This is a genomic window from Streptomyces filamentosus, from assembly GCF_014654895.1.
Classification (GTDB): Bacteria; Actinomycetota; Actinomycetes; order Streptomycetales; family Streptomycetaceae; genus Streptomyces; species Streptomyces filamentosus.
In genome coordinates this window covers 2,826,854-2,847,569 of the sequence record NZ_BNBE01000001.1, presented here as the reverse complement: position 1 = coordinate 2,847,569, position 20,716 = coordinate 2,826,854, and the positions used below count along the sequence as shown (strand labels likewise).

Genomic DNA, 20,716 nt, shown 5'->3' with positions numbered 1-20,716 from the left:
ACACTGGCGGCATGAGCCGCAATGACGCCCTCCGCGCCGCGAGGCTGCGGGTCGGCTGGCGGTCCGCGGAGACGGCCGCCGCCCAGCTCACCGAGCGGGGCCGGCAGTTCCTCGACGACCGCCACTTCAACGTCAGCCCACGGACCTGGCGGAGGTGGGAGGGGGCCCGCCCCGGCTGGCCTTCGGAAGAGACCGCGCTCGTCCTCCACGACGTCCTCGGGCGCTGGCCGGAACAGCTCGGATTCACCCCGCCACCGGGCTGGATCCGGCCCGGGCACCAGGAGCAGGCCGTCGTCCCGGACGACGGGTTCCTGTCGGTCACCGCTCCCGCGCTCGCGCCCGGCCCCTTCTCCCCGCAGCAGGTCGACCCCGCGCTCATCGACTATTTCCAGGCCCAGTTGGAGGGGCACTACCGGGCCGACATGCTCCTCGGCCCCCACGATCTCATCGGCACGCTGGGCCCGCAGTACCGGCTCATCGACAAGCTGACCCGGTCGGCGACCGGTGAGACCCGGCGGGGTCTGCTCCGTGTCGGCGCCGCCTACGCCGCGCTGGTCGGCTGGCTCTACCAGGACGCCGGCGACCTCGCCGCAGCCGCGTTCTGGCGCGGCGTGACGCAGGAGGCGGCACTCCGCGCCCGCGATCCGCACCTCGTCGGCTACGCCATGGTCAACTCGGCGCAGGTGAGGACCGACCTCGGCGACGGCGCCGGTGTCGTCGACCTGTGCGAGGCAGCCCTCGCCGACGACCGGGTGGTGCCGAAGATCCGGATCATGGCCCTGCAGCAGCAGGCCCACGGAGCGAGTCTTCTCCACCACGCGGGCCGGGCCGAGGTGGACCGGCTCATCGACGCGGCGGGAAGGCTGCTGCCCCGGGTCGACGACGACCTTCCGTGGGGGAACGCGTGCAGGCGGACGCCCGGTTATCTGGAGGTGCAGCGGGCCACGTGCTACGGCCGGATCGGACTCGGCGAGGAGGCGAGCGGCCTGTGGGAGCAGGTGCTGGCGGTGGTCCCCGCGAGCGCGCGTCGGGACCGGGGCGTGTACATGGCCCGGCACGCCACCGCCGCCGCGACCGCGCGGCAGCCGGAGCAGGCCGTGGAGATCGCGCGGGAGGTGGCGGTCGTCGCGGTCGAAACCGGATCGGCAAGGATGCGCAGCGAGTTGTCCGCCCTGGAGCGGGTGATGCGACCGTGGCACGATGCGCCGGTGGGCCGGGACCTGCGGGAGGCCCTGGCACCGGTGAGGGAGGGGAACTGACGTGTCGGACGAGAAGGCGCCGCTGTCGGAGGACGGGATCGCGGCCGCGCTCGCGAGCGTGCCGGGCTGGCGGCGGGAGGGCGACGAGATCACCCGGAGCTTCGGCATCCGGTACCACGGCGGGGTCGCCATGATCGTGCATGTGGCCGACGTCGAGCGGCTCGTCGGCCACCACGCCGACATCGACCTGCGGTGGGGACGTGTCCGGTTCGGGATCACCACCCATGACGCGGGCCACCGGCTGACCGAGGCCGACTTCGACCTCGCGCGCCGCATCGACGCCATCGCCGCCGCGCACCTCGCCGAACCGCTGGACGACTGAGCCCTCTTCCTGCGCGTCCCCCGGCCCCGGCGGGTGTTCCGCCGCGACGCCGCCGGGGGGGGGGTGCCCCTATCTCTTTGGTCAAGGTCGTGGGTCAGGATGGCGGCATGACGGATCGGGATCGGTTGGGGCGGACGGCAGTGCACTATGCGGCTGTCGACGGGGACGTTGAAGGCCTGAGGGTGCTGTTGGCCGGGGGCGCCGCCCATGAGGCAGCCGATGCCGCCGGCTGGACGCCGCTGCATTTTGCGGCTCAGGCCCAGGCGCCATCGGTCATCGAGGTTCTCCTGGCCGCGGGTGCGTCGGTCGATGCCGTGGATGGCCACGGCAATACGCCGTTGTGGCGGGCGGTGTTCTGTTCGCAGGGCGAGGGGGCGGCGATCCGGCTGTTGCTGGAAGCTGGTGCCGACCCCGACCGGGTTAACGCTCATGGTGTGAGTCCGCGGGCACTGGCGGGACGGATCGCCAACTATGACGTGGCTGCCCACCTTCCGGGCGGAGACGGGACCTCCTCCTAGGCTCCGCCGACTGCCGTGACCGGACGGGGCTCGTAGAAGGTGCCGTCGCGGAGCATCGCGAAGAGGACGTCTGCCCGCCGTCGGGCGAGGCAGAGCAGGGCCTGCGTGTGGTGCTTCCCTTGGGCGATCTTCTTGTCGTAGTAGGCCCGCGATGCCGGGTCGGCCAGGGCCGCGAATGCGGAGAGGAAGAAGGCCCTCTTGAGCTGCTTGTTCCCTCTTCGGGAGGGCTGTTCGCCGCGGATCGAGGACCCGGAACTGCGGGTCGCGGGTGCGAGACCGGCGTAGGCGGCAAGGTGGCCGGCGGTCGCGAAGGTGCTGCCGTCGCCGACCTCGATCAAGATCCGGGCTCCGGTCCTGACGCCGATGCCGGGCATGGACGTCAGGACCTTCGAAAGAGGGTGGGCCTCCAGCAGTTCTTCGATCCGTGCGGCCAGCAGTTTCCGCTGGTCAAGGACGGCGGCCAGGGACCCGGCCAGGCTCGGGACGATCAGCGCTGCCGCCTCGGTCCCCGGAACGGTAACGGTCTGCTCGTCCAGAGCGGCGAAGATGTCCTCGACCAGCCGCTCGGCCATCCTGGGCGCCTTCGGCCGCAGCAGCGTCACCAGCCGGCGCCGTCCGGCCTTGCGTATCTGGGCCGGTGAACCGAACCGCTCCAGCAGGGTGAGGACAGCCGGGTGCTGCAATCGCGGTCCCAGGACCCGTTCCAGCGATGGATGGATCTGCGTGAGCAGGCCGTGGAGACGGTTCGCGACCCTCGTGGCCTCGCCGGCCAGGTCGTCGTCGAACCCGACGATCATCTCCAGCTCGGCGATCGTCTCGTCCTCGCTGTCGATCGCCCGCAGCGTGTGCGGCATCGCGCGGGCCGCGTCCGCGATGATGAACGCGTCCTTCGCATCGGTCTTGGCCTCGCCCGGGTAGAGGTCGGCGATCCGCCGCATCGTCAGCCCGGGCAGGTAGGCGACGGGGCAGCCCATGTCCCGCGCGACCGCCAGCGGCAGAGCCCCGATCGAGGCCGGCTGGTCGACCACGACCAGCACCGTTCCGTGCTTGGCCTTCAGCTTGGCGAACAGCTCGCGGAGCTTGGGCTCGGTGTTGGGCAGGCGCTTGTCGAAGGCCTTCTTGCCGGCCGGGGTGACGGCGGTGGCGTGGTGTTCGCCCTTGCCGACGTCCAGGCCGAGGAAGACGTCGATGTCGCCGGTGTCGATCACGTGCAGGCCCCTCCATCACGCTTTCGTCCGGCCTTGCCACGGCACCGAGCTGCCACATCCACGTTACGGAGAGCTCTTCCAGCTCGGGTGAAGCCGGTGCTCAAGCCCCTCATCAGCGGTCCGTCGATGCCTCCGGGCCCGGTGACACCACCCCCCGGATCATCAACCGCAACAAGGGGGGGAAGTCATGCCGGACCCGAAGGCCGGTAGCCCCATTGCGGAGCCACGAAGAAGGTAACGGGGGGGTGCCCCTATCTCTTTGGTCAAGGTCGTGGGTCAGGATGGCGGCATGACGGATCGGGATCGGTTGGGGCGGACGGCAGTGCACTATGCGGCTGTCGACGGGGACGTTGAAGGCCTGAGGGTGCTGTTGGCCGGGGGCGCCGCCCATGAGGCAGCCGATGCCGCCGGCTGGACGCCGCTGCATTTTGCGGCTCAGGCCCAGGCGCCATCGGTCATCGAGGTTCTCCTGGCCGCGGGTGCGTCGGTCGATGCCGTGGATGGCCACGGCAATACGCCGTTGTGGCGGGCGGTGTTCTGTTCGCAGGGCGAGGGGGCGGCGATCCGGCTGTTGCTGGAAGCTGGTGCCGACCCCGACCGGGTTAACGCTCATGGTGTGAGTCCGCGGGCACTGGCGGGACGGATCGCCAACTATGACGTGGCTGCCCACCTTCCGGGCGGAGACGGGACCTCCTCCTAGGCTCCGCCGACTGCCGTGACCGGACGGGGCTCGTAGAAGGTGCCGTCGCGGAGCATCGCGAAGAGGACGTCTGCCCGCCGTCGGGCGAGGCAGAGCAGGGCCTGCGTGTGGTGCTTCCCTTGGGCGATCTTCTTGTCGTAGTAGGCCCGCGATGCCGGGTCGGCCAGGGCCGCGAATGCGGAGAGGAAGAAGGCCCTCTTGAGCTGCTTGTTCCCTCTTCGGGAGGGCTGTTCGCCGCGGATCGAGGACCCGGAACTGCGGGTCGCGGGTGCGAGACCGGCGTAGGCGGCAAGGTGGCCGGCGGTCGCGAAGGTGCTGCCGTCGCCGACCTCGATCAAGATCCGGGCTCCGGTCCTGACGCCGATGCCGGGCATGGACGTCAGGACCTTCGAAAGAGGGTGGGCCTCCAGCAGTTCTTCGATCCGTGCGGCCAGCAGTTTCCGCTGGTCAAGGACGGCGGCCAGGGACCCGGCCAGGCTCGGGACGATCAGCGCTGCCGCCTCGGTCCCCGGAACGGTAACGGTCTGCTCGTCCAGAGCGGCGAAGATGTCCTCGACCAGCCGCTCGGCCATCCTGGGCGCCTTCGGCCGCAGCAGCGTCACCAGCCGGCGCCGTCCGGCCTTGCGTATCTGGGCCGGTGAACCGAACCGCTCCAGCAGGGTGAGGACAGCCGGGTGCTGCAATCGCGGTCCCAGGACCCGTTCCAGCGATGGATGGATCTGCGTGAGCAGGCCGTGGAGACGGTTCGCGACCCTCGTGGCCTCGCCGGCCAGGTCGTCGTCGAACCCGACGATCATCTCCAGCTCGGCGATCGTCTCGTCCTCGCTGTCGATCGCCCGCAGCGTGTGCGGCATCGCGCGGGCCGCGTCCGCGATGATGAACGCGTCCTTCGCATCGGTCTTGGCCTCGCCCGGGTAGAGGTCGGCGATCCGCCGCATCGTCAGCCCGGGCAGGTAGGCGACGGGGCAGCCCATGTCCCGCGCGACCGCCAGCGGCAGAGCCCCGATCGAGGCCGGCTGGTCGACCACGACCAGCACCGTTCCGTGCTTGGCCTTCAGCTTGGCGAACAGCTCGCGGAGCTTGGGCTCGGTGTTGGGCAGGCGCTTGTCGAAGGCCTTCTTGCCGGCCGGGGTGACGGCGGTGGCGTGGTGTTCGCCCTTGCCGACGTCCAGGCCGAGGAAGACGTCGATGTCGCCGGTGTCGATCACGTGCAGGCCCCTCCATCACGCTTTCGTCCGGCCTTGCCACGGCACCGAGCTGCCACATCCACGTTACGGAGAGCTCTTCCAGCTCGGGTGAAGCCGGTGCTCAAGCCCCTCATCAGCGGTCCGTCGATGCCTCCGGGCCCGGTGACACCACCCCCCGGATCATCAACCGCAACAAGGGGGGGAAGTCATGCCGGACCCGAAGGCCGGTAGCCCCATTGCGGAGCCACGAAGAAGGTAACGGGGGGGGGGATCGCCGACCGCCGCTGCTGCCACCGCCGACCGCCGTCGCGGACCTCGCACGGGACGGTCCCGGGGCCTGTCGGGCCGGCGAGGCACCTCCCTTCGCCCGAAGAACCACCCGCACCGCCCTCGGCCCCCGTCGGCCTCGGCCCAAGAAAGCACGCCACGACGGCGGGGAGGCCGGGCGGTCGTGTGCCACGTGTGCCTCCATCAGCCACCCACCGGCCCCGGCCACGCTTCCCTGCTGTTCACGCGCCTCCGCCCGAGGCGGCGGGCAGACGTCCGGAGCGGCCGGGGAGGAGCCCGCACGGCGGGTGCCCTTACCTCCTTAAGACGAGTGGCCACGGCGGCTCGCTGAGCTGCGGAAAGACGGTCGCGGTCTTGCAGCCCCGCCCGCTTTCTATTCAGAAATGAATAAAAAGTGAGCTTTTCAAATTGACATCACCCGAATATGAATAGGCTGACGCATGTCGAGGGGGCACAACCCCTTGCCGAGGGTTCTGGATCCATCACGGAGGTAGCCTGTGCGTGCGGCCCGACGAGTGACCAAGATCGAGACGGTGAACCGCCGCACGGGCGAGATCCAGGACCTCACCGTGCACTCGTCGCTCAGCGCGGGCTCCGGCATCTGGTTCCGAGGAGGTGGCTACACCACGATGGGATACGACGCGCACAACGCCCTCGCCGAAGCCGACCTCAGCGGAGCCTCGTACAAGCTGTTCCACAAGATGTGCGCCCTGCAGAACCGCAAGGACCACGGCCTTGTCCGCGTCGAGAGCCAGACCAGGTTCGCCGAGCAGGTCGGGATGTCCCAGTCCTCGGTCTCGCGCGCGCTGAAGCAACTCGCCGAGCACGGGTTCATCTATCCCGACGGACGGGACTGGCGCCTGCGTGCCGACTTCGTCTTCAACGGCGGCGGGGCCGCCCAGGGCCAGGCCGTCCGGAACATCCCGGCCGACGCCCCCGACCCGTACGCGAACGGCAGCGGCCTCACCCTCATCGACGGCGGTGCCGGAGAGCGGCCCGAAGACCAGGCGTGACGCGCCGGGGCCGGTGAGGGGAAAAGCCCGCGACAGCCGCCCGCCCCCCGCCGAGAATCCGGGCATGGCCGATTTCTCGTACAAGCCCACGCTGACCGGTGACCTCGTCACGCTCCGTCCGGTGACGGAGGACGACGTGCCCGCGCTGCTGCCGATGTTCGCGGATCCGGAGGTCGCGCGGCTGACCGGGTCGCACGGGCGGTTCGGCGAGGGGGAGCTGCGGGACTGGTACGGGTCGCGGGGGGAGCGGGACGACCGGCTGGACCTGGCGGTGGTGGAGCGGGCCACGGGGCGGGTCGTGGGGGAGGCGGTGCTCAACGAGTGGGATCCGGGGAACGAGAGCTGCGCGTTCCGGATCTGCTTCGCGCCGGAGGGGATCGGGCGGGGGCTGGGGACGGAGGCGACGCGGCTGATCGTCGGGCACGCCTTCGAGGGGCTGGGGCTGTACCGGGTGTGGCTGGAGGTGTACGCGTTCAACCCGCGGGCCCGGCGCGCCTACGAGAAGGCCGGGTTCACGGCGGAGGGCGTGCTGCGCGGGGCGCTGCTGTGGGAGGGGGAGCGGGTGGACGCGACGGTGATGTCGGTGCTGGCGCCGGAGTGGGCGGAGCGCCGGAAGGTCTAGAGGTCGTCCGTGGGGTCGGTGCCTTCGAGGAGGCGTTCGCCGATGTCGTCGGCCCAGCGCTGGGCCCAGGCGCGCAGGTCGTGGATGCGGGGCTCGTCGAGGCCGTGTGCGGTGAACTCGTCGTCGTCGATCCACTCGGCGCCGGCGAGCTTCGCCTGGAGTTCTTCGAGGTCGAAGCCGTCGCGGGCGTGCCGGCGGCCCAGTTCCTCCAGCTCCTCGGGGCTCCAGCCGCGTGCGGCCGCGGCGTGGACGTCGATCAGGTCGCGGGCCATGCCCCGGTCCGCGAGGGCGCGGACCTTCGTACCGACGACGTCGCGCAGGGAGAGGAGGAGGCCGAACTCGCGCTGTTCGGGAGGGCCGCAGAGGACTTCCTTGAGGACGTCCACCTCGCACGCCTCGCCGCTGTCCGGGTCGGTGACGATCAGGCGGGCGGAGAGCGGGTCGGTCTCCAGCGTCCGCACCAGCCAGCCGCCCGCCTCCAGCGCGGCCCGCAGCCGGGCGGCGATCTCCGGCATGGGCCGGGGGCTCTCGGTGGCGACGTCGAGGTCCTGGCTGAGGCGGTCGACCAGGCCGTGCGCCTGGACGGCGTAGCCGCCGGTGAGGACGAGCGGGTACTCGGTGCCCGCCGCGAGGACGTCGTCGAGGAGGCGGCGGTGGAGGCCGGTGAGGTTCACCCGGGGCGCCCGGCCGCCGTCGCCATCGGCGCCAGTTCGCGGAAGGCGTCCTCCCAGACGGCGCGGAGGTCCTTGCTGACGAGGGTGCGCAGCACGGGCCACAGCTCGACGAGGAGGTCCCGGTCGAGGTACCGGACGAGGTCGTCGTGGCCGCCCTCGGCGAGGACGGTGCGGTAGCAGCTCATCCGCAGCCGGGGCCGGTCGAGGTCGTACTCCGTCAGCCCGGACCAGGCCAGGTGCAGGGGAAGCCGGACCCGTCCCCGGTCGGGGCCCCGGAGGGCGGACAGGTCGGTGGGGAGCCGTCGTGCGTACCGTTCGCGCCGTACCTCGGAGACGGTCGCCGTCTCATGTGCCATGCCCCCGATTATCCCCGCACCCGCCCGTCCCCGCGGGCACATCGGCCACGCCGGTCACGGGTAGCCGATCTCCGCGCGGTCCTCGGCGAGGTCGGCCAGGTCCAGTCCCGGGTGGAGGGCGGTGACGACCTCCTGGGTGAGCGGGCGCAGGGCGAGCACGTGGCGGACGGCGTCGAGGTCGACGGCCGTCTCGTAATAGGCGGACGCCCACCGCGCATACGCCTCGGGGGTGCGGTCGGTGAGCAGGGCGAGGAAGCGGGCGGCGCCGTCCGGGTCCTCGTGGTCCGTCAGTTCGGTGAGGTCCACGGGTCCGGTGCGCCAGGCGGTGTCGCCGGTCTCGCGCCACAGGCAGGCGGTGGTGACGTGGACGTCGTCCTCGTCGAGGAAGGCGGGCTCGGTCAGGTAGGCCCGGAAGGCGTCCGGGACGCCGTCGAGGACGCCGGGCCAGGTCTCCCCGCCGGCGAGCGGGCCGTAGGGGCTGATCGGCGACTCGTGGTCGAAGACGCGGGCGAACGCGCCGGCCGGGGAGAGGACGATCGTGTACTCGCCGCCCTCCCCGTCCTTCATGGACGCCAGCTGCTCGGTGTCGGACCAGTGCGCGTCGTAGGAGTAGTACCGGCCCTCCCACTGCGGGCTGAGCACGGCGTCCAGCATCGCGAGCCCCCGGGAGTGGTCGCGCAGTTCCTCGATGCCCGGCAGTGCCCGGGCGACGTCGTAGACGGTCATGGGTCCATTGCAGCGCATGCGGGCGGCACCCGGATGCGGGCCCCCGTGCGCGAACCTACGCTTACCGGGACATCACCCCCGTGAGAGAGGGAGTCCCATGGCCAAGCGCGGCAACAAGAAGCGGGCCCGCAAGAAGAAGAAGGCGAACCACGGCAAGCGGCCGAACGCCTGAGTCACGCATCACGCACCACGGCCCGCGACCCCGCGCCCTGAGGCGCGGGGTCGCGGGCCGGGTCGTCGGCGGGTGCGGCGGGCCCCGGATCCGGCGCGGCTCAGCAGGTGTGGCGGTCGCGGGCCGGGTCGTAGAGGTGGCTGTCGCGGAACTCGGAGGCGGCGAGCGTGCGGCCGACGACGATGACGGCGGTCTTGGTGATGCCGGCCTCCTTCACCTGGCCCGCGATGTCGGCGAGGGTGCCGCGCAGGACGACCTCGTCGGGGCGGCTGGCCATGGCGACGACGGCGGCGGGGCAGTCCTCGCCGTAGTGGGGGACCAGTTCGGAGACGATCCGGTCGGCGTAGCGGGCGCCGAGGTGGAGGACGAGCAGGGCGCCGCTGCGGCCGAGGGTGGCGAGGTCCTCGCCCTCCGGCATGGGGGTGGCCTGCTGGGCGATGCGGGTGAGGATGACGGTCTGGCCGACCGTGGGGACGGTCAGCTCGCGCTTGAGGGCGGCCGCGGCGGCGGCGAAGGCCGGGACGCCGGGCACGACCTCGTACGGGATGCCGAGCGCGTCGAGCCGGCGCATCTGCTCGGCCATGGCGGAGAAGACGGACGGGTCGCCGGAGTGGAGGCGGGCCACGTCCTGGCCGGCCTCGTGGGCGGCGGCGATCTCCGCGACGATCTCGTCGAGGTGCATCTTCGCGGTGTCGACGAGCTTCGCGTCCGGCGGGCACTCGGCGAGGAGCTCGCGGGGGACGAGGGAGCCGGCGTAGAGGCAGACGCCGCAGGCCGCGAGGGTGCGGGCGCCGCGCAGGGTGATGAGGTCGGCGGCGCCGGGGCCCGCGCCGATGAAGTGGACGGTCATGAGTCGGAAGAACCCTTCGTTGCGGACCACTGCGTGACGGGCATCGCCGTCCGCCAGCCGGTGAAGCCGCCGACGGGCACGGCGGCGGAGACCGCGAGCCGGACCAGTTCGCCGCCGTGGCGGCGGTACCGGTCGGCGAGCAGCGCCTCGGATTCGAGCGTCACCGTGTTGGCGACGAGCCGGCCGCCGGGCGGCAGCGCGTCCCAGCAGGCGTCGAGCAGGCCGGGGGCGGTGAGGCCGCCGCCGATGAAGACGGCGTCGGGGGTCTCCAGGCCGGCCAGCCCGGCGGGGGCGGCGGCCCGGACGACCCGCAGGCCGGGCACGCCGAGGGCCTCGGCGTTGCGGGTGATGCGGGCGGCCCGTTCGGGGGACTTCTCGACCGCGACCGCCCGGCAGGAGCGGTGCGTCCGCATCCACTCGATCCCGATGGAGCCGGAGCCGCCGCCGACGTCCCAGAGGAGCTCGCCGGGGGCGGGGGCGAGCGCGGCGAGCGTGGCGGCGCGGACGTACCGCTTGGTGAGCTGGCCGTCGTGCTCGTACGCCTCGTCGGGGAGGCCGGGCCCGGCGCCGAGCCGGAGCGCGCCGGGGTCGCGGACGCAGTCGAGGGCGAGGACGTTGAGGGGGTCGGTGCGCTCGTGGGGCCAGTCGGCGGCGGTGCCGTCGAGGAGCCGTTCGGCGGGGCCGCCGAGCTGTTCGAGGACCCGGATCCGGGTGCCGCCCCAGCCCGTCCGGCGCAGCAGTTCCGCGACGCCCGCGGCCGTGCCCGCGCCCTCGCTGAGGACGAGGAGGCGGCGGCCGTCGTGGAGGGCGGCGGAGAGCGCGGCGGGGGGCCGGGCGACGAGCGAGACGGTCTCGACGGCCTCCAGGGGCCAGCCGAGGCGGGCACAGGCGTACGAGACGGAGGACGGGTGCGGGCGGACGTCGAGGGCGACGTCCCCGGCGGTCTCGGCGAGGGTGCGGGCGATGCCGTGGAAGGAGGGGTCCCCGCTGGCGAGGACGGCGGTCCTGCGGCCGGCGTGGGCGGCGAGGAGGCCGGGGACGGCGGGGCGGAGCGGCGACGGCCAGGGGATCCGCTCGCCGGGGCAGTCGGCGGCGGGCAGCAGGGCGAGCTGGCGGGGGCCGCCGATCAGCACCTCGGCCTCGCGCAGGACCCGGCGGGAGCCCTCGGGGAGTCCGTCCCAGCCGTCCGCGCCGATCCCGACGACCGACACCACCGCTATCTCACCGTTCACGTCCGGGACTCTACGTGAGGGCCGCAGGTGGGCGGCACGTGGCGGCCCTCACGTGGCCGCGCGGGTCCCGTTCACTTCTGGGCGTTCTGCCCCACGTAGAAGAGGAGCCAGACGAAGCCGGCGAAGGCGTGGGTGGCGAAGACGTACACGAAGACGCGGAGCATCACGCCCCGCTCCTTCCAGCTCTCGTTGTCGTGCGTCTTCTCGGTCATGGCGTCCAGGGTACGGGGCGGGCGGGCGCGGGACGCCGGGTGGCGGAGGCGCGGAATGCGGGCGCGGAGCGCCGGGCGCGGGGGCCGGGCGGGGGCCCGGAATACGGGGGCGGGTGGCACCGTTGGACGTGATGGTTTAAGATTCAACCACCAGCGAGGAACGCGAGAGGTGACCACGATGCAGTTCGGGATCTTCACCGTCGGCGACGTGACGACCGACCCCACCACCGGCCGCACCCCCAGCGAGCACGAGCGCATCAAGAACACGGTCGCCATCGCGCTCAAGGCGGAGGAGGTCGGGCTGGACGTCTTCGCGACCGGCGAGCACCACAACCCGCCGTTCGTCCCGTCCTCCCCCACCACCCTCCTCGGGCACATCGCGGCCCGCACGGAGAACCTGATCCTCTCCACGTCCACGACCCTCATCACCACCAACGACCCGGTGAAGATCGCCGAGGACTACGCCACCCTCCAGCACCTCGCCGACGGCCGCGTGGACCTGATGATGGGCCGCGGCAACACCGGCCCGGTCTACCCGTGGTTCGGACAGGACATCCGCCAGGGCATCCCGCTCGCCATCGAGCACTACGCGCTCCTCCACAAGCTGTGGAGGGAGGACGTGGTCGACTGGGAGGGCAAGTTCCGCAGCGCGCTCCAGGGCTTCACGTCCACCCCGCGCCCGCTCGACGGCGTCCCGCCGTTCGTCTGGCACGGCTCCATCCGCTCCCCGGAGATCGCCGAGCAGGCCGCGTACTACGGCGACGGCTTCTTCGCCAACCACATCTTCTGGCCCAAGCAGCACACCGAGAAGATGGTCCGGCTGTACCGCCAGCGGTACGCGCACTACGGCCACGGCACCGAGGAGCAGGCCATCGTCGGCCTCGGCGGCCAGGTCTTCATGCGGAAGAACTCGCAGGACGCGGTACGGGAGTTCCGCCCGTACTTCGACAACGCGCCGGTCTACGGCCACGGCCCCTCCCTGGAGGAGTTCAGCAGCCAGACCCCGCTGACCGTCGGCTCCCCGCAGGAGGTCATCGAGCGCACCCTGTCCTTCCGCGACTACGTCGGCGACTACCAGCGCCAGCTCTTCCTCGTCGACCACGCCGGGCTGCCGCTCAAGACCGTCCTGGAACAGCTCGACATCCTCGGCGAGGAGGTCGTCCCCGTCCTCCGCAAGGAGTTCGAGAACCTGCGCCCGGCCGGCGTCCCCGCCACCGCCCCCCTCCACCCCGCCGTCACCGCCACCAAGGAGGCATGACCGTGCGCACGTTGAAGCTGGTCGCCGTCTCGGCCGGACTCAGCAGCCCCTCCTCCACCCGGCTGCTCGCCGACCGGCTGCTCCAGGCGACCCGGTACAAGCTGGCCGAGCAGGAGTACGCCGTCGACGTCGAGGTCGTCGAACTGCGCGACCTCGCCGTCGACATCGCGAACAACTTCGTCACCGGCTTCCCCTCCGAGCGGCTCCAGGACACGATCGACCGGGTGACCGGCGCGGACGGCGTCATCGCGGTGACCCCCGTCTTCACCGCCTCCTACAGCGGCCTGTTCAAGTCCTTCTTCGACCTGATCGACCCGGCGGCCCTCACCCGTACGCCGGTCCTCCTCGGCGCGACCGGCGGCACCGCCCGCCACTCCCTCGTCCTCGACCACGCCCTCCGCCCGCTCTTCGCCTACCTGCGGGCCCTCGTCTCCCCGACCGCCGTCTACGCGGCCTCGGAGGACTGGGGCAGCGGCGGCGACGAGTACACCGAGGGGCTGCCGGCCCGGATCACCCGGGCGGGCGAGGAGTTCGCGGCGCTCGTCGCGGCGGGGTCCGGCCGGGCCGAGGAGGACGAGGAGATCGTCCCCTTCGAGAAGCAGTTGGCCGACCTCCGACTGGATTGACCGATTTGTTAGGTTGGCGGGAGAAGTTCGAGTTTTCCCGACGACGGACGGAGATCGGCGATGGCCGGCGGCAGGATCGTGGTGGGCGTGGACGGCTCGGAACCGTCCCTGAAGGCGCTGAAGTGGGCGGCCGGCCAGGCCGCCCTCACCGGGGACGAGCTCCACGCGGTGATCAGCTGGGAGTACCCGGCGTCCTGGGCGACGCTCATGCCCGGCGTACCGCTCGAATTCGACCCCGAGCGGCTCGCCCGGCAGATCCTCGACCAGTCCCTCGAACAGGCCCTCACCCCCGAACAGGCCGCCGCCGCCACCCGGACGGTCGTCGGCGGCAACGCGGCGCAGGCGCTCGTCGACCAGGCGAAGGGGGCGGAGCTGCTGGTCGTCGGCGACCGCGGCTACAGCGGCTTCAAGGCCGCCGTCCTCGGATCCGTCTCCTCCAACGTCACCCAGCACGCCCCCTGCCCGGTCGTCGTCGTCCGCGGCGAACCCACGGAGTAGGCCCTCCCGCCCCTGCGGGGCCGCCGCCGTTTCGTCGCGGGCGCCGCCGTTCCGTCGTGGGCAGTCGTTGCGCCGGGGCGGAACGGGTGGGCACGACGGAACGGCACCCCTCGCGGGTGCCTCCGCTTCCGGGCCTGGACCCGCACCCCAAGTGCCTCGTGCACGGGGTGCGGGTCCAGGCGCGTAAGCCTGGGCGCGGCAGAGGGCGCCGTCCCCGTGCCCACCCGTCCCGCCCTGCGGGACGCCTGCCCACAGGGCCGGCGGGCGCAGCCCGGGGCGGTCAGACGGGGGTCACTTCGGCGGTGGTGAGGGAGAGGTTGTCGGGGGCGCCCAGGGCGTGGGCGAGGGCGCGGAGGGCTTCGGCGGCAGCCCCGGGCGTCGGCGCGGCGGCGAGCGCGCGGGCGAGGTCCGCCGGGGGGACGAGCGCGGAGAGGCCGTCCGTGCAGAGGAGGAGCCGGTCCCCGGGACGCACCTCGTGGACGGCGAGCGACGGCACCGGCACCGCGCCCCCGCCGTCGAGCGCCTTCAGGAGCAGCGCGCGGTCCGGCCGCGCCGCCGCCTCCTCCGGGTCGAGCCCGCCCGCGTCGACGAGTTCCTGGACGACGGTGTCGTCCCTGGTCAGCTGCCGTGTCCGGCCGTCCCGCAGCAGATAGGCCCGCGAGTCCCCGACGTGGAGCAGCGCCAGCCGGCCGCCGGCGAGCAGCGCGGCGGTGAGCGTCGTACCGGAGCCGTCGAGGCCCGCGAGTGCGCCGGCGGCGGCGCGCATGCCGTCCTCCAGGGCGTCGAGCCCGCCGCCGGCCCGCGCCGGGGCCGTCACGGCGGCGAGCGCGCCGATCGCCGCCCGCGCGGCGCGCCCGCCCTCGGGGCCGTACCCGTCCGCGACGGCGAGGAGCCGTTCCGAGGCGTGGGCCGCGTCCTGCTGGGTCGCGCGGACGAGCCCGGGGTCGAGGAGGGCCGTGGCGCCGGTCAGCGCGTACGCGGGGCGGTCCGTGGCCGTCGTCGTGGTCGTGGTCGTCGTGGTCGTCATGCCGGTGGGGTTTCCCTTCACTCGGGCGACCAGGGAGTCCGCGAGGTCCCGCCGCGCCGCCGTGTCCGCCTCGACGGACACCCAGTAGGCGCGGATCGCGCGGGCGGCGGCTTCCGCGCCCGCCGCGTCCCCCTCGTACAGGGCGCAGACCCGGCCGATCTCGCCGAGCGGCATGCCGATGCGCCGCAGCCAGGCGATGAGGCGGGCCCGTTCGGTCTGGGCGGCGGCGTAGTGGCGGTAGCCGTTGTACGGGTCGACGCGGGCGGGCCGCAGCAGGCCCAGTTCGTCGTAGCGGCGCAACGCCTTCGCGGAGAGGCCGGTGGCGCGGGCGAAGTCCCCGATGGTGAGGGTCGTGCCCGGTGTGCCCGGTGCAACCCGTACGTCCGTCGCGTCCACCGCGTCCCCCGCGTCCGTCATGGCCGTCCGCCTTCCCTTCCGCTCCCCGGGCCGGGCCTTCCGCCCGGCCCCGCCGATGCTGGGCCTTCCCCGCGGGGGAAGGTCAACCGGTGCCCGTACGGGCGTCCTCCGCCGTGCGGGCGGCGGCTCGCGGGCGGAGGATTCCCCCATGGGCACCATGGACATCAAACTCGAACTGATCGGCGTCCCGGTCACCGACGTCGACCGGGCCAAGACCTTCTACGAGCGGGTCGGCTTCCACGCGGACCACGACGTGACCGTCAGCGAGGAGATCCGCTTCGTGCAGATGACCCCGCCCGGCTCGGCGTGCTCGATCGCCTTCGGGAGGGGCATCACGGAGATGGCCCCCGGCTCGCTCGACAACATGCAGGTCGTCGTCGACGACATCGGACGCGCGCACGCCGAACTCACCGCGCGCGGCGTGGAGGTGGGGGAGATCGAGGACCTGCCCTGGGGTTCGTTCGTGTACTTCGCGGATCCGGACGGCAACCGCTGGGCGGTCCAGCAGAAGGAGCCCCGGGCGCGGTGAGCCTCACTTGCGGTTGTAGAGCCGCATCGTCACCGCCCCGAAGACCGCCACGAACGCCGCCGACCAGCCCAGCGACCAGGCGATGTCCGCGGCGGGCCACCCGCCCGCCATCAACTCCCGCACCGCCGTCGCCAGGTGGGTCACCGGGCTGTTGTTGACGAATGCCTGGAGCCAGCCCGGCATGGTCCTCGGGTCGACGAAGACGTTGGAGAGGAAGGTGAGCGGGAAGATCACCATCATGCTGACGCCCATGACGGACTTCTCGCTGCGCAGCAGCAGGCCGAACATGGTCCAGATCCACGAGAACGAGAACGAGAAGACCAGCAGCAGCGCCACCCCGAGCAGCACGCCCGCGATCCCGCCGCCGGGGCGGTAGCCGATGGCGACGCCGACCGTGAGCATCACGGCGGACGCGATCAGATAGCGCACGACGTCGCCGAGGAGATAGCCGACCATCGGCGCCGGCCGCCAGATCGGCAGCGTGCGGAAGCGGTCGAAGACGCCCTTCTCGATGTCGGTGTTGACGGAGACGCCCGTGTACATCGTGATCATCACGACGGACATGACCAGGATCCCGGGCAGCAGGAACTGGATGTACGCCGAGGCCGAACCGGCCAGCGCGCCCCCGAAGAGGTACGTGTACATCAGCACCATCATGATCGGGAACGCGGTCACGTCGAACAGCTGCTCCGGCACGTGCTTGATCTTCAGCATCGCCCGCCAGCCGAAGGTGAGCGAGGCGGAGAGCGCTCCGGGGCGGGGCGGCCGGGCCCGCCCCACGAGCAGGGCGGCGAGCTCGTCGGCCCGTGGCGCGACGAACTCGGCGTCGGACCGGAGGTCGCTTCCGGACGTCACTCCGGTGCTCATGCCGTGGGTTCCTTCCGGTCGGTCGGATCGCGGCCGGCCGTGGCGCGGTCTGCCGGGGGCCGGTCTGCCGGGGTCCGGTCGGTCAGGGCGAGGAACACCGCGTCCAGGCTGGGCTGCCCCAGGGCGAAGTTGTCGACCGTGATCCCGGCGCGGGTCAGCGCGGCGAGCGCCCGCGCCGCCTGCTCGGCGGCGCCCAGGTCGGTGCCGTGGCCGTCGACGGTGACGGTGAGGGCCACCGGGTCGGGGTCGGGCTGGACGGCGGCGTCGAGGGCCGCGGCCAGGACCCGTTCGGCCGCCGGGCGCTGCTCCGCGTCCCGGAGCCGTACGTGCACCGAACCCGAGCCCACCGACGCCTTCAGCTCGCCCTTCGTGCCCTCCGCGATCACCCTGCCGTGGTCGATGACGGCGATCCGGGAGGCCAACTGGTCGGCCTCGTCCAGGTACTGGGTGGTGAGCAGCACGGTGGTGCCCTGCGCGACGACCGCCCGGACGATGTCCCAGACCTGGTTGCGGCTGCGCGGGTCGAGGCCGGTCGTCGGCTCGTCGAGGAAGAGCAGGTCCGGGGTGTTGAGGATCGACGCGGCGATGTCGATGCGGCGCCGCATGCCGCCCGAGTAGTTCTTCACCTGCCGGTCCGACGCGTCCGCGAGCCCGAACGCTTCGAGCAGCTGCGCGGAACGCTCCCGCGCGGCGGGGCGGCCGTGGCCCAGCAGCCGGGCCAGCAGCACGAGGTTCTCCGTGCCGGTCAGGTCCTCGTCGACGGAGGCGTACTGTCCCGTGAGGCTGACCCGGCCCCGGACCGCGTCCGCCTCCGCCACGACGTCGTGCCCGAACACCCGGGCCCGGCCCCCGTCCGGGCGCAGCAGCGTCGCGAGCACCTTCACGGCGGTCGTCTTGCCGGCGCCGTTCGGACCCAGCACGCCGTAGACCGTGCCGGTGGGGACGCGGAGGTCGATGCCGTCGACGGCCCTGTTGCCGCCGAACGTCTTGACGAGGCCCTCCGTCTCGATGGCGAACTCCCCCATGGGGCGTCCTCCCTCCACCCCCCGCACCCCCCAGTCTCCCCCACCGCCCCCGCCCTCGCCCGTGGGCGGCGTCCTGGGGGCCGAGGGCCGTACGCGCCCGGGGGCTCATCCCTCGGCGGCCGTCCCCAGGTAGGGGGCGAAGTGCTCGGCCACCTCCGCCGCCACCGCCGTCGCGTCGCGCGTGCCGTCGACCGTCGGGCGCGGACCCGCCGTCGGGCGGGACCAAGGGGCGCGGGTCAGTAAGGGGCGGGGCGGCCCGCCGCGTCCTCGTGGGTGTAGAAGAGGTAGAAGGCACCCGCCCCGACCCCCGCCGCGACGAACAGCCCCACCAGGCTCGACGAGAAGACGCTCGCGCCGGAGAGGCTGTAGAGGAAGCCGACGGCGCCGCCCGCGAGGACGCCCCACGCGGCGGCGCGCGCCTCGCGCGGAAGGGTGCGGCCGTAGGTGCGGAGCGCGTACATCCCGCCCGCGAGGACGATCGCGGAGACGAGGCCGAGCCAGAACTGCCCCCAGGTGAGCGCCCCTCCGTGGCGGGAGACGGTCGCGGCGTAGAGGCCGTAGGCGATGCCGGTGACGGCGGGGAGGACGGCGCCGTGCACCCGGGCGGGGCGCCGCGCGGGTACGGCTGCGTGTGCGGCCATGGCAGGAGCTCCTTCGTGTCGCCCCCCTGCTGCTGCACCCTCCAGGGCACACCCGCGCCCGGCGCCCCGCAAGTGGAGCGGTGGAGGGGCCGCCCCCTTCACCCGTACGGCTCAGCCCGAAGGACGAAATCGTACGAATGATCCCACGATGGGGCCATGAGCCAGAACAGCACGCCTCCGCGTCCGGAGGCCACACCGCCCCGTTCCCACAAGTCGGGCTCCGCCGAGGCGTGGGCCTCCGGCGGGACGCTCTTCGCGGGTGTCCTCATGCTGGTCACGGGCATCATGGACGTCTTCCAGGGCATCGCGGGGATCGCCGAGGACGACGTCTACGCCCGCGTCGGCGACTACGTCTTCAAGTTCAACCTGACCACCTGGGGCTGGATCCACCTGATCCTCGGCATCGTCGTCGCGATCGCGGGCTTCGGGATCCTGAAGGGCGCCGAGTGGGGCCGGGTCGCCGGCATCTGCCTGGCGTCCCTGAACGTCCTCGCGCAGTTCCTCTTCCTGCCCTACCAGCCGTGGTGGGCGCTCTTCTCCATGGCCATCTCGATCTTCGTGATCTGGGCGCTGGCGACGGACGACGAGTACGGCCCGACCGACCGGTACGGGATCCGGTGAGGGACCGGCCACGCCGTTCCCCCGGCCGGCTGCGGCGCACGGCCGGGGCCGCCCTCCTCGCCCTCGCGGTGACGGGCGCGGCCGCCGGCTGCGACGCCGCCAAGGAGGCCGCCGGGGACATCGTGTCCTCGGCGACCGCCGCGGTCGCCTCGGCGGCGCAGCAGAAGATGGACGAGATCAAGGAGGGGGCGAACGCGACCGGCGACGTGCGGGCGGGGGCGACCTCGGCCGACGGGGACCGCACGGTCGCCACCGTCACCGCCACCAACCCGAAGGACTCGGCCGCCGACTACACGGTCATGGTCACCTTCCGGGACGACGGCGGGAACCTGCTCGACACGGTCGTCCTGTCCATCGACGCCGTCCCCGCCGGAGCCTCCAAGTCCGGTACGGCGCGCAGCAACCGGACGCTGACCGGGCCGACCACGGCGGAGATCGCACAGGCCCTGCGGCACTGAGCCGGGTGGTGCCGCCACCCCTCCTCCCCTCCCCTCCCCGCGGCCCCGGGCCCGGTGTCACCGCCCCCTGCGACACTGGGCGGGTGGACCGAGCCGTGCCCGCCGGGCAGCCCCGCACGCCCTCTTCCCCGCAGCCGCCCCCCGCCCTCCGGCCCGGGCGCCGCTCCCGCGCGTCCGCCTGGGCCGCGGGGCTGCTCCTGGTCGTCCCGGCGGCCGTCGCGGGCTGCCGGGCGCTCGGCACGGACGGGGTGACGCCCTTCCCCCAACTGCTCTCCTTCCTGCCCTGGCTGACGGTGCCGGCGGGCCTCGGACTGCTGCTCGCGGGGGCCGCCCGCCACCGGGTCCTGGCCTTCCTCGCGGCGACGGTGCTGACCGTCACCGCCTGGGCGTCCCTCCCGTACACGCCGCTGCTCGCCGTCACCCACGGCGCCCCCCTCGCCCGGATCCGGGTCGTCGCGGCGAACGTCGAGTTCGGGCAGGCCACCGGCTCCCTGATCGCCCTGGCCCGCCGGGAGCGGCCCCAGCTCCTGTACGTCTCCGAGTGCGACCCCGCCTGCGGACGGGCCCTGACCGCCGCGCTCTCCGGGCTGCTCCCGCACCGGGTCTCCGTGGACGCGGAGGGCTCCGCGGGCTCCGTCCTCCTCAGCGCCTTCCCGCTGCGCGACCGGTCCGTCGTGCCCTCCACCATGGGCATGCCGGGCGCCACCGCCGACATCGCCGGCCGGGCCGTGCGGCTCCAGCTCGCCCACCCGATGCCGCCGCTGCCGGGCCAGGTCCGGCTGTGGCGGGACGAACTGGGCCGTCTCAGGGACGCCGTGGCCGCCCGGCCCCCGGACGAGGTCCCGCTGGTGGCGGGCGACTTCAACGCCTCCCAGGACCACGCGGCCTTCCGCTCGGTCGTCGCCGCCGGTCCCCTCCTCGACGCGGCCCGCACCACGGACGCCTCCCGCACCCCCACCTGGCCCGCGGAGGGCCCGCTGCCGCCGTACGTGCAGATCGACCACGTCCTGACCGGCCCCGACCTGACCGCCACCGCCGTCCGCTTCCCGCCGCTGCCGGGCAGCGACCACCGGGCCGTCCTCGCCGATCTCGACCTGCACGACCGGCGCTGATCGGTCACGCTGGGAGACATGGACAACGAGCAGATCCTCGACGACATCGGCGCGCTGGTGGAGGAGGAGCGCGCCCTGCGGCAGCGCACCGGCGGCCTCCTCCCCGAGGAGCGCGCCCGCCTCTCCGAGCTGGAGGTGCGCCTCGACCAGTGCTGGGACCTGCTCCGCCAGCGCCGCGCCAAGGCCGAGTTCGGCGAGGACCCCGACACCGCCGCCCTCCGCCCCGCCTCCGAGGTCGAGTCCTACCGCAACTGACCCGCGGAACGCGCGGCCGCCCCACCGCCCGGCCGCGCGCCCG

The 20,716-nt window shown here is 73.1% G+C and carries 27 protein-coding genes; 15 read left to right on the top strand and 12 right to left on the bottom strand.

Features of this window, described 5'->3' with window-relative positions:
- Window positions 1-11: 11 nt before the first annotated feature.
- The 3 genes from IE326_RS12890 (at window position 12) to IE326_RS12880 (ending at window position 2,099) form a co-directional block, all read left to right on the top strand.
- Window positions 12-1,259: an NsdA family TPR-like regulatory protein gene (locus tag IE326_RS12890; RefSeq protein ID WP_190041565.1), complete on the top strand. Its 1,248-nt coding sequence runs from the start codon at window positions 12-14 to the stop codon at window positions 1,257-1,259.
- 1 nt (window position 1,260) lies between these two features.
- On the top strand, window positions 1,261-1,581 hold the full coding sequence (locus IE326_RS12885; protein WP_190041564.1) for a 4a-hydroxytetrahydrobiopterin dehydratase: 321 nt from the start codon (window positions 1,261-1,263) through the stop codon (window positions 1,579-1,581).
- Window positions 1,582-1,688: 107 nt separating this feature from the next.
- The gene (locus IE326_RS12880) at window positions 1,689-2,099 is read left to right on the top strand and encodes an ankyrin repeat domain-containing protein (RefSeq protein WP_190041563.1); all 411 of its coding nucleotides are present in this window, start codon (window positions 1,689-1,691) and stop codon (window positions 2,097-2,099) included.
- On the opposite strand, the gene IE326_RS12875 is transcribed toward IE326_RS12880, so the two are convergent.
- Window positions 2,096-3,307: an IS110 family RNA-guided transposase gene (locus IE326_RS12875; RefSeq protein WP_373310186.1), complete on the bottom strand. Its 1,212-nt coding sequence runs from the start codon at window positions 3,305-3,307 to the stop codon at window positions 2,096-2,098. The genes IE326_RS12880 and IE326_RS12875 overlap by 4 nt on opposite strands.
- A 289-nt stretch (window positions 3,308-3,596) precedes the next feature.
- On the opposite strand from IE326_RS12875, the gene IE326_RS12870 reads away from it, so the two are divergent.
- Window positions 3,597-4,007 (top strand): ankyrin repeat domain-containing protein, encoded by a 411-nt coding sequence (locus IE326_RS12870; RefSeq protein ID WP_190041563.1) that lies wholly within the window; start codon window positions 3,597-3,599, stop codon window positions 4,005-4,007.
- Here the strand turns inward: IE326_RS12870 and IE326_RS12865 are convergent.
- Window positions 4,004-5,215, bottom strand: coding sequence for an IS110 family RNA-guided transposase (locus tag IE326_RS12865; protein WP_373310186.1), 1,212 nt, complete (start codon window positions 5,213-5,215; stop codon window positions 4,004-4,006). The genes IE326_RS12870 and IE326_RS12865 overlap by 4 nt on opposite strands.
- 800 nt (window positions 5,216-6,015) lie before the next feature.
- Here IE326_RS12865 and IE326_RS12860 point away from each other — a divergent pair.
- Complete coding sequence (locus IE326_RS12860; RefSeq protein ID WP_150229392.1) at window positions 6,016-6,495, top strand: helix-turn-helix domain-containing protein; 480 nt, start codon at window positions 6,016-6,018, stop codon at window positions 6,493-6,495.
- A gap of 64 nt (window positions 6,496-6,559) precedes the next feature.
- Window positions 6,560-7,117 carry a GNAT family N-acetyltransferase gene (locus tag IE326_RS12855; protein ID WP_150229394.1) on the top strand — a complete coding sequence of 186 codons (558 nt, stop codon included), beginning with the start codon at window positions 6,560-6,562 and terminating at the stop codon, window positions 7,115-7,117.
- On the opposite strand, the gene IE326_RS12850 is transcribed toward IE326_RS12855, so the two are convergent.
- Genes IE326_RS12850 through IE326_RS12840 form a run of 3 tightly spaced genes read right to left on the bottom strand, consistent with a single transcriptional unit; the run spans window position 7,114 to window position 8,873 of the window.
- Complete coding sequence (locus IE326_RS12850; protein ID WP_150229396.1) at window positions 7,114-7,791, bottom strand: nucleotidyl transferase AbiEii/AbiGii toxin family protein; 678 nt, start codon at window positions 7,789-7,791, stop codon at window positions 7,114-7,116. The two genes, IE326_RS12855 and IE326_RS12850, sit on opposite strands and share 4 nt — an antisense overlap.
- A complete protein-coding gene (locus IE326_RS12845; protein ID WP_030747766.1) occupies window positions 7,788-8,147 on the bottom strand; it encodes a hypothetical protein in 360 nt (119 codons plus the stop codon). The genes IE326_RS12850 and IE326_RS12845 overlap by 4 nt, the downstream gene beginning before the upstream one ends.
- A 54-nt stretch (window positions 8,148-8,201) precedes the next feature.
- A complete protein-coding gene (locus tag IE326_RS12840) occupies window positions 8,202-8,873 on the bottom strand; it encodes a hypothetical protein (protein WP_170313835.1) in 672 nt (223 codons plus the stop codon).
- 97 nt (window positions 8,874-8,970) lie between these two features.
- Here IE326_RS12840 and IE326_RS41850 point away from each other — a divergent pair, with 97 nt between their 5' ends.
- A complete protein-coding gene (locus tag IE326_RS41850; RefSeq protein ID WP_099895366.1) occupies window positions 8,971-9,045 on the top strand; it encodes a 50S ribosomal protein bL37 in 75 nt (24 codons plus the stop codon).
- A gap of 100 nt (window positions 9,046-9,145) precedes the next feature.
- On the opposite strand, the gene cobM is transcribed toward IE326_RS41850, so the two are convergent.
- From cobM to IE326_RS12825, 3 genes are all read right to left on the bottom strand, one after another.
- A complete protein-coding gene (cobM, locus tag IE326_RS12835; protein ID WP_150229400.1) occupies window positions 9,146-9,895 on the bottom strand; it encodes a precorrin-4 C(11)-methyltransferase in 750 nt (249 codons plus the stop codon).
- A complete protein-coding gene (gene cbiE / locus IE326_RS12830; RefSeq protein ID WP_150229402.1) occupies window positions 9,892-11,127 on the bottom strand; it encodes a precorrin-6y C5,15-methyltransferase (decarboxylating) subunit CbiE in 1,236 nt (411 codons plus the stop codon). The genes cobM and cbiE overlap by 4 nt, the downstream gene beginning before the upstream one ends.
- A 71-nt stretch (window positions 11,128-11,198) precedes the next feature.
- Window positions 11,199-11,339, bottom strand: a complete 141-nt coding sequence (locus IE326_RS12825; protein WP_169092966.1) for a DUF6126 family protein — start codon at window positions 11,337-11,339, stop codon at window positions 11,199-11,201.
- Between the two features lie 178 nt (window positions 11,340-11,517).
- Here IE326_RS12825 and IE326_RS12820 point away from each other — a divergent pair, with 178 nt between their 5' ends.
- Genes IE326_RS12820 through IE326_RS12810 form a run of 3 tightly spaced genes read left to right on the top strand, consistent with a single transcriptional unit; the run spans window position 11,518 to window position 13,721 of the window.
- Window positions 11,518-12,597, top strand: coding sequence for an LLM class flavin-dependent oxidoreductase (locus IE326_RS12820; protein ID WP_190042230.1), 1,080 nt, complete (start codon window positions 11,518-11,520; stop codon window positions 12,595-12,597).
- Window positions 12,594-13,223 (top strand): FMN reductase, encoded by a 630-nt coding sequence (locus IE326_RS12815; RefSeq protein WP_190041562.1) that lies wholly within the window; start codon window positions 12,594-12,596, stop codon window positions 13,221-13,223. The genes IE326_RS12820 and IE326_RS12815 overlap by 4 nt, the downstream gene beginning before the upstream one ends.
- Before the next feature lie 60 nt (window positions 13,224-13,283).
- Entirely contained in the window at window positions 13,284-13,721 is a 438-nt protein-coding gene (locus tag IE326_RS12810; protein ID WP_030747784.1) for a universal stress protein, read from the top strand.
- Between the two features lie 280 nt (window positions 13,722-14,001).
- Here IE326_RS12810 and IE326_RS12805 read toward each other — a convergent pair whose 3' ends face one another.
- Window positions 14,002-15,165, bottom strand: a complete 1,164-nt coding sequence (locus IE326_RS12805; protein WP_190041561.1) for a MerR family transcriptional regulator — start codon at window positions 15,163-15,165, stop codon at window positions 14,002-14,004.
- A 157-nt stretch (window positions 15,166-15,322) separates the two neighbouring features.
- On the opposite strand from IE326_RS12805, the gene IE326_RS12800 reads away from it, so the two are divergent.
- Window positions 15,323-15,694 carry a VOC family protein gene (locus IE326_RS12800; RefSeq protein ID WP_150232851.1) on the top strand — a complete coding sequence of 124 codons (372 nt, stop codon included), beginning with the start codon at window positions 15,323-15,325 and terminating at the stop codon, window positions 15,692-15,694.
- Between the two features lie 3 nt (window positions 15,695-15,697).
- Here the strand turns inward: IE326_RS12800 and IE326_RS12795 are convergent, their stop codons facing one another.
- From IE326_RS12795 to IE326_RS12785, 3 genes are all read right to left on the bottom strand, one after another.
- Window positions 15,698-16,561: an ABC transporter permease gene (locus IE326_RS12795; RefSeq protein ID WP_150229409.1), complete on the bottom strand. Its 864-nt coding sequence runs from the start codon at window positions 16,559-16,561 to the stop codon at window positions 15,698-15,700.
- Window positions 16,558-17,586 carry an ATP-binding cassette domain-containing protein gene (locus tag IE326_RS12790; protein ID WP_229915312.1) on the bottom strand — a complete coding sequence of 343 codons (1,029 nt, stop codon included), beginning with the start codon at window positions 17,584-17,586 and terminating at the stop codon, window positions 16,558-16,560. Before IE326_RS12790 ends, IE326_RS12795 begins: the two co-directional genes overlap by 4 nt.
- Before the next feature lie 236 nt (window positions 17,587-17,822).
- Window positions 17,823-18,227: a hypothetical protein gene (locus IE326_RS12785; RefSeq protein ID WP_190041560.1), complete on the bottom strand. Its 405-nt coding sequence runs from the start codon at window positions 18,225-18,227 to the stop codon at window positions 17,823-17,825.
- A gap of 156 nt (window positions 18,228-18,383) precedes the next feature.
- Between IE326_RS12785 and IE326_RS12780 the strand changes: the two genes are divergently transcribed.
- The 4 genes from IE326_RS12780 (at window position 18,384) to IE326_RS12765 (ending at window position 20,673) form a co-directional block, all read left to right on the top strand.
- Window positions 18,384-18,848: a DUF7144 family membrane protein gene (locus IE326_RS12780; protein ID WP_150229413.1), complete on the top strand. Its 465-nt coding sequence runs from the start codon at window positions 18,384-18,386 to the stop codon at window positions 18,846-18,848.
- A complete protein-coding gene (locus tag IE326_RS12775; protein ID WP_229915311.1) occupies window positions 18,845-19,306 on the top strand; it encodes a hypothetical protein in 462 nt (153 codons plus the stop codon). Before IE326_RS12780 ends, IE326_RS12775 begins: the two co-directional genes overlap by 4 nt.
- An 83-nt stretch (window positions 19,307-19,389) precedes the next feature.
- Window positions 19,390-20,418, top strand: coding sequence for an endonuclease/exonuclease/phosphatase family protein (locus IE326_RS12770; protein ID WP_229915310.1), 1,029 nt, complete (start codon window positions 19,390-19,392; stop codon window positions 20,416-20,418).
- Window positions 20,419-20,436: 18 nt separating this feature from the next.
- On the top strand, window positions 20,437-20,673 hold the full coding sequence (locus IE326_RS12765; protein WP_150229415.1) for a DUF2630 family protein: 237 nt from the start codon (window positions 20,437-20,439) through the stop codon (window positions 20,671-20,673).
- Window positions 20,674-20,716: the final 43 nt, after the last annotated feature.

Excerpts from the sequence above, each read along its gene's own strand:
- IE326_RS12820 (WP_190042230.1), top strand. The coding sequence starts at position 11,518 with ATGCAGTTCGGGATCTTCACCGTCGGCGACGTGACGACCGACCCCACC.
- IE326_RS12845 (WP_030747766.1), bottom strand. The coding sequence starts at position 8,147 with ATGGCACATGAGACGGCGACCGTCTCCGAGGTACGGCGCGAACGGTAC.
- IE326_RS12825 (WP_169092966.1), bottom strand. The coding sequence starts at position 11,339 with ATGACCGAGAAGACGCACGACAACGAGAGCTGGAAGGAGCGGGGCGTG.
- IE326_RS12800 (WP_150232851.1), top strand. The coding sequence starts at position 15,323 with ATGGACATCAAACTCGAACTGATCGGCGTCCCGGTCACCGACGTCGAC.
- IE326_RS12880 (WP_190041563.1), top strand. The coding sequence starts at position 1,689 with ATGACGGATCGGGATCGGTTGGGGCGGACGGCAGTGCACTATGCGGCT.
- IE326_RS12810 (WP_030747784.1), top strand. The coding sequence starts at position 13,284 with ATGGCCGGCGGCAGGATCGTGGTGGGCGTGGACGGCTCGGAACCGTCC.
- IE326_RS12890 (WP_190041565.1), top strand. The coding sequence starts at position 12 with ATGAGCCGCAATGACGCCCTCCGCGCCGCGAGGCTGCGGGTCGGCTGG.
- IE326_RS12765 (WP_150229415.1), top strand. The coding sequence starts at position 20,437 with ATGGACAACGAGCAGATCCTCGACGACATCGGCGCGCTGGTGGAGGAG.
- IE326_RS12795 (WP_150229409.1), bottom strand. The coding sequence starts at position 16,561 with ATGAGCACCGGAGTGACGTCCGGAAGCGACCTCCGGTCCGACGCCGAG.
- IE326_RS12780 (WP_150229413.1), top strand. The coding sequence starts at position 18,384 with ATGAGCCAGAACAGCACGCCTCCGCGTCCGGAGGCCACACCGCCCCGT.
- IE326_RS12785 (WP_190041560.1), bottom strand. The coding sequence starts at position 18,227 with ATGGCCGCACACGCAGCCGTACCCGCGCGGCGCCCCGCCCGGGTGCAC.
- IE326_RS12790 (WP_229915312.1), bottom strand. The coding sequence starts at position 17,586 with ATGGGGGAGTTCGCCATCGAGACGGAGGGCCTCGTCAAGACGTTCGGC.
- IE326_RS12815 (WP_190041562.1), top strand. The coding sequence starts at position 12,594 with ATGACCGTGCGCACGTTGAAGCTGGTCGCCGTCTCGGCCGGACTCAGC.
- IE326_RS12805 (WP_190041561.1), bottom strand. The coding sequence starts at position 15,165 with ATGACGGACGCGGGGGACGCGGTGGACGCGACGGACGTACGGGTTGCA.
- IE326_RS12840 (WP_170313835.1), bottom strand. The coding sequence starts at position 8,873 with ATGACCGTCTACGACGTCGCCCGGGCACTGCCGGGCATCGAGGAACTG.
- cobM (WP_150229400.1), bottom strand. The coding sequence starts at position 9,895 with ATGACCGTCCACTTCATCGGCGCGGGCCCCGGCGCCGCCGACCTCATC.
- IE326_RS12855 (WP_150229394.1), top strand. The coding sequence starts at position 6,560 with ATGGCCGATTTCTCGTACAAGCCCACGCTGACCGGTGACCTCGTCACG.
- IE326_RS12870 (WP_190041563.1), top strand. The coding sequence starts at position 3,597 with ATGACGGATCGGGATCGGTTGGGGCGGACGGCAGTGCACTATGCGGCT.